This window comes from Acidovorax sp. BoFeN1 (genome assembly GCF_003345135.1).
GTDB lineage: Bacteria > Pseudomonadota > Gammaproteobacteria > Burkholderiales > Burkholderiaceae_C > Acidovorax > Acidovorax defluvii.
In genome coordinates this window covers 1-5,613 of the sequence record NZ_QOZT01000138.1, presented here as the reverse complement: position 1 = coordinate 5,613, position 5,613 = coordinate 1, and the positions used below count along the sequence as shown (strand labels likewise).

The window sequence follows — 5,613 nt, the reverse complement described above, 5'->3', positions numbered from 1 at the left end:
CCCCTGTGCCGCCCACCACGCCCCCCGTTGCGGCGCCAGGCACCGGTGCACGCATCATTGCCGTCACCAGCGGCAAAGGCGGCGTGGGCAAGACCTTTGTTTCTGCCAACCTGGCCGCAGCCCTGACCCGACGAGGCCAGCGTGTGCTGGTGCTCGACGCCGACCTGGGCCTGGCCAACCTTGACGTGGTGCTGAACCTGCACCCCAAGATCACGCTGCATGACGTGTTTACCGGCAAAGCACCCCTGCAGGACGCCATCATCCAGGCGCCAGGCGGTTTCTCGGTGCTCCTGGCGGGCTCAGGCATGGTCGAGTATTCGCGCCTGACCCCCGAGGTACGCAACCAGTTTCTCAACGTCATCCAGGCGATCACGCCCAAGTACGACGTGGTGCTGCTCGACACCGGCGCCGGCATCTCTGATGTGGTGCTGTTTTCCGTTTCGCTGGCGTCCGAGGTGCTGATCGTGGCCACCCCTGAGCCCACCTCGCTCACCGATGCCTATGCGGCCATCAAGGTGCTGGCCATGCAGCAAAAGCGCCAGCATGTGCGCATGGTCATCAACCAGGCCGCCCGCCCGGGCGATGGCCGTGCCATCACCAGCCAGTTGCAGCAGGTGCTCGACCGCTTTGTCAGCACCGAATCGGGCCGTGCCATGCGCCTGATTCACATGGGCGACATCCCGGCCGACCCTGCGGTGCGGGATGCCGTCATGCGCCGCCAGCTGCTGCTGCTGCAAACGCCGGGCTGTGCTGCGGCGCTGGCCATTGCCCAGCTGGCCAACAAGATCGAATCCACGCTGCTGGTGCCCACCGCCTGAGCGCACGGCACCGGCGCAGCGCCTGCCCGCGGGCGGGTGCGCCGTCCTGAGATATCCGCCGTGAACCCAGTCCTGAACATCTCCTGCTACAAGTTCGTGCCTTTGCCCGATGCAGCGGCATTGCGCGATCTGCTGCACGAGCGCGCCATGGCTGCCGCGCTCAAGGGCACCATTTTGCTGGCCCATGAGGGCATCAATATGTTTTTGGCAGGCCCGGCAGCGGCGGTGCGCGGCTTTGTCGATGCCCTGCGCACCGACCCGCGCTTTGCCGACCTGGCCCCCAAGGAGAGCTGGTCAGGCACTGTGCCGTTTCGCAAGATGCTGGTGAAGGTCAAGCGCGAGATCATTCGCATGGACCACCCTGCCATTCAGCCCTCGGCAGGCCGGGCACCGGCCGTGACACCGGCCACCCTGCACCGCTGGCTGGCCCAGGGCCACGATGATGCGGGCCGCCCAGTGGTGACGCTGGACACACGCAATGCCTTCGAGGTGGACGAAGGCACTTTCAGCAACGCCATCGACTGGCGCATCGACAAATTCACCGAGTTCCCCCCGGCCCTGCGGGCCCGCAAGGCCGAGCTGGCGGACAAGACGGTGGTGAGCTTTTGCACCGGCGGCATCCGCTGCGAAAAGGCCGCCATCTTGATGCGCGAGGAAGGCCTTGCGCATGTTTACCAGCTCGAAGGCGGCATCCTGAAATATTTCGAAGAAACGGATGGCGCGCATTACCACGGCGGCTGTTTTGTGTTTGACGAGCGCCGCACGCTGGCCGCCGACCTCGCTGTGGGCACCCTCAGCGCCAAGGCTGAAGACGCTATAAATACATGAGCTATCAGCGCTTACGCCACAAGCGCTAGAGGCCTATTTGGCTGCTAACCTGCGTACAACCTTGCATCACGGCTTGAAACGGTGCGCCGGCAAGGGAATCCGCTCGGTGTCTCCGGGCACCTGACCCATCTGATCGGTTTCCCAGTCGTGGGCTGCCTGCACGATGCGGTCTTTGCTGCTGGAGACAAAGTTCCACCACATGTGGCGGGGTGCATCCAGCGGCGCACCACCTATCACCATCAGCCGCGCCCCTGTGGCGCCCGCCTGCAACCGCGCCGATGCGTCGGGCGGCAACACGGCCATGGTGTGCTCGGCCAGCGGCTGGCGATCAAGCCGCACGGCGGCATCCACCGGGTACACCGCCATCTCCTGCGCCAGGGCGGGCAGCTCTAGCACGCCTTGTGGCGGCAGCTGCACATCCAGGTACAGCGTGGACAACATCGCGGCCACCGGCGAGGTCACGCCAAACGCCGACCCGATGAGCACCCGCACCGTGGCGTCGCCCACCGATCGCTGCGCAATGGCGCTGGCAGGTGTGTGCGTGAACGAAGGCGGGCAGTCTTCCTGCCCCAGTGGCAGTGCAGACCACAGCTGGATGCCGTGGTTGACATAGCTTTGACTGGCCAATGCCAAAGGCCGGCGCTCGGAATGCACGATGCCGCGCCCGGCGGTCATCCAGTTGATGGCGCCGGGCTCTATCTGCTGCACGCTGCCCAGGCTGTCGCGGTGCAGGATGGCACCCGAAAACAGGTAGGTCACGGTGGCCAGGCCGATGTGCGGGTGCGGCCGCACGTCGTATTCGTCCGTGGGCTGCACGGTAACGGGGCCAAAGTGATCAAAAAACAGGAACGGCCCCACCGATTTGCACTGCACGGCGGGAAGGAGCCTGCGCACCGTAAACCCGCCCCCCAGATCCTTCAAATGACCGGAGAGCACCAGTGGCGCCATGCTCATGCCATGCGCTCCACGGTAGTGGTGATTTCAGTGGTGACGGCCGTCATAAGCTTGTGCACCGGGCATTTGTGCGCAACGGCCTGCAGCTCTTGCAACTGGTCATCGCTGAGATCGCCACTGATCTGCATACGGGCTGCAAGGTGGTAGGTGCCCGCGCGCTCGGCCGAAGCGTCGCGCTCGATCACCGTGCGCACGTCGGTCACGGGAATGCCCTTGCGGCGCGCGTACCAGAGCACCGTGAGCGCCTTGCACGAGCCCAGCGCCGCGTCGTACAGGTCGTGCGGGTTGGGGCCTGTGTCGTCGCCTCCCTCTGCAGCGGTGCCATCCACCACCAGCGCGTGGCTGCGAATGGTCAGCGTTTGCGCCATGGGCGTGGAGACGATGCGATTGAGTTCAATGGCCATGGGGCGACTCCAAAGTGGTTTGATGCATCAGTCGCCCAGGCGTGCCGCAACCGCCGCCACGCGCTGGCCCAGCAACCGGCCCGTTTCCAGATCGCCGGGCAACATTTCGGCGGCAGAGGCATCCGAGGGCGACTGCGCCATGGCGCCGCTGAACGCGCCCATCCAGTTGACATCGTTGCGCGTGGCCGCCTTCGAGTTGGCAGGCATCATGCCCGCGCCCACCCACAGCCCGCCATGCTGCATGGCCAGATGAAACAGATAGTCGAGCGTGACCTGCTTGTCGCCGTTGATGCTGGCACTGTTGGTGAAGCCCGCAAAGAGCTTGTCTTTCCAGGACTGGTTGAACCAGGGCTTGGACGAGGCATCCGCAAATTTTTTGAACTGCCAGCTTGGGCCTGCCATGTAGGTGGGAGAGCCCATGATGATGGCCTTGGCGGCCAGCAGGGTCTCCCAGCCGCCTTCGGGCAGGTTGCCGTCGGCATCAATCGCCACCAACTGGGCGTCCGCGCCATCGGCCACGGCCTGGGCCATGCGCTGGGTGTGGCCGTAGCCGGAGTGATAAACCACTGCAATCAAAGACATGGATGAATCCTTCTGTGCAAGAGAAAAAAGACCCACGCGTCACCCTCGGAAAGGTGGGGTGGACCGAGAAATACGTTCGCAGAGCTTAGCGGGCTGCGCGCTGGCCGTCCACGCTCCAGGCGCCGGCACCACGGCCACCGGATTTTGCAAAGAGGCCGATAGGGTGAGCGCCAGAAAAAAAGAACCAGACAAACCGGCAGCGGCGCAAATCTCAGGCGGCAAGGTCAAACACCAGCACCTCGGCGTCCTGGCCACCGGTCAGCGCCAGGGACGATTCGTTTTCGAGCAGCGCGGCATCGCCTGCGGCCAGTGGCTGGCCATTCACACACAGCGCACCGCGCACCAGGTGCACATAGGTCTTGCGTGCCGGGTTGAGGGGCTGGGTGACGGCCTCCGGGCCATCCAGCAGCCCCGCATACAGCGTGGCATCGGCATGCACGGTAACCGAGCCCTGCGCTCCGTCGGGTGAGGCCACGAGCCGCAATGCACCGCGTTTTTCGGCGGCAGTGAACGTCTTTTGCTCGTAGCTGGGCGCAATGCCCCGCTCGTCGGGCACTATCCAGATCTGCAGAAAATGCGTGGTCTGGCCGGCAGCGTGGTTGAACTCGCTGTGCGTCACACCGGTGCCAGCGCTCATGCGCTGCACGTCGCCGGGCGGAATGCCCTTCACGTTGCCCATGCTGTCCTTGTGGGCCAGCTCGCCCGACAGCACATAGCTGATGATCTCCATGTCGCGGTGGCTGTGGGTGCCAAAGCCAGTGCCGGGCGCAATGCGGTCTTCGTTGATGACGCGCAGGTTGCCAAAGCCCATGTGGCGCGGATCGTGGTAACCCGCAAAGGAAAAGCTGTGGAAGGAATGGAGCCAGCCATGGTCAGCGTGGCCCCTGTCTTGCGATTTTCGAACAGTCAGCATGGTCATTGCTCCTTTCAAGACTCGACTGTAGGGGGCGGGCCTGCGCTGCAGGGTCTGGGGGATTGTCGGAATCGTTCAAAAAATCTGAACTAACATTGCTGCACCATGCCCCACGCCTACGACGTTCTCACCCCGGACAGCCTTGCCATGCTGCAGGTGATTTCGGAAACCGGCAGCTTTGCGGCCGCAGCCCGGCACCTGGGCCTGGTGCCCAGCGCGCTGACCTACCGGGTGCGCCAGATCGAAGACGCCCTGGACGTGCTGCTGTTTGATCGCACAGCCCGCCAGGCACGCCCCACCGAAGCCGGCGCCGAGCTGCTGCGCGAAGGCGCACGGCTGCTGCGCGAGATCGATGCCGTGGCCAACCGCGTGCGCCGCGTGGCCACAGGCTGGGAGCCCCAGCTCACGATTGCCGTGGACGGCGTGGTCTCCCCACACACCATGCTGGAACTGGTCGATGCGTTTTATGCCATGGCCCCGCCCACCCACCTCAAACTGCGTGACGGCATCATGACCGGCACCCTGGAGGCACTGACCACCGGCAACGCCGATCTGGCCATTGGCGTCTCGGCCGAGGGCTCGAACGTGGCCGGCCTGCAGCAAGGGCTGCTCGGCGAGTTGCGGTTCATCTACGTGGTGGCACCGCACCACCCGCTGGCGGCGGTGCCAGAGCCCATCACCGACGCCACCTTGCTGCAGCACCGCGCGGTGGCCGTGGCCGACTCGGCGCAGCGCGGCGGTGCCACCATGGGCCTGCTGGGCGGGCAGGATGTGCTCACGGTGGACACCATGCAGGCCAAGGTGCAGGCGCAGCTGCGCGGCCTGGGCGGAGGCTTTTTGCCGGAACCCATGGTGCGCCCCTATGTGGAGGCCGGCCATCTGGTGGCACGCCGCGTAGCCCGGCCCGAGCGCAGCCTGCGCATTCACTATGCATGGGGCGGTCCCGGTTTCACGACGCCCGGGCGCGCACTGCAATGGTGGCTGAATCAGCTGCAAAGCACGGCCACGCGCCATGCCCTGCTGGAAAACCACCATCATTTCTGATGTCCGACCCCGCGCCACGCGTGTAGAGTGGCTCTTATTAGATTTCTCCAGCCGACCGTCTCCGAAAGGC

7 protein-coding genes are annotated in these 5,613 nt (G+C 65.1%); 3 read left to right on the top strand and 4 right to left on the bottom strand.

Annotated features, from left to right (window positions below; translation table 11 throughout):
• The first annotated feature begins 5 nt into the window (after positions 1-5).
• Positions 6-818: a MinD/ParA family protein gene (locus tag DTW89_RS18545; protein WP_114657010.1), complete on the top strand. Its 813-nt coding sequence runs from the start codon at positions 6-8 to the stop codon at positions 816-818.
• A gap of 60 nt (positions 819-878) precedes the next feature.
• Positions 879-1,646, top strand: a complete 768-nt coding sequence (locus tag DTW89_RS18540) for a sulfurtransferase (protein WP_114657009.1) — start codon at positions 879-881, stop codon at positions 1,644-1,646.
• Between the two features lie 66 nt (positions 1,647-1,712).
• Here DTW89_RS18540 and DTW89_RS18535 read toward each other — a convergent pair whose 3' ends face one another.
• The 4 genes from DTW89_RS18535 to DTW89_RS18520 form a co-directional block, all read right to left on the bottom strand.
• Positions 1,713-2,600, bottom strand: coding sequence for a pirin family protein (locus tag DTW89_RS18535; protein WP_114657008.1), 888 nt, complete (start codon positions 2,598-2,600; stop codon positions 1,713-1,715).
• Positions 2,597-3,004, bottom strand: coding sequence for an OsmC family protein (locus DTW89_RS18530; protein ID WP_024814997.1), 408 nt, complete (start codon positions 3,002-3,004; stop codon positions 2,597-2,599). Before DTW89_RS18530 ends, DTW89_RS18535 begins: the two co-directional genes overlap by 4 nt.
• Before the next feature lie 27 nt (positions 3,005-3,031).
• Positions 3,032-3,586 (bottom strand): flavodoxin family protein, encoded by a 555-nt coding sequence (locus DTW89_RS18525; RefSeq protein ID WP_111866615.1) that lies wholly within the window; start codon positions 3,584-3,586, stop codon positions 3,032-3,034.
• Positions 3,587-3,797: 211 nt separating this feature from the next.
• Positions 3,798-4,499, bottom strand: a complete 702-nt coding sequence (locus tag DTW89_RS18520) for a pirin family protein (RefSeq protein ID WP_114657011.1) — start codon at positions 4,497-4,499, stop codon at positions 3,798-3,800.
• Positions 4,500-4,604: 105 nt separating this feature from the next.
• On the opposite strand from DTW89_RS18520, the gene DTW89_RS18515 reads away from it, so the two are divergent.
• Positions 4,605-5,543, top strand: a complete 939-nt coding sequence (locus tag DTW89_RS18515) for a LysR family transcriptional regulator (RefSeq protein ID WP_114657007.1) — start codon at positions 4,605-4,607, stop codon at positions 5,541-5,543.
• The last annotated feature ends 70 nt before the right edge of the window (positions 5,544-5,613 follow it).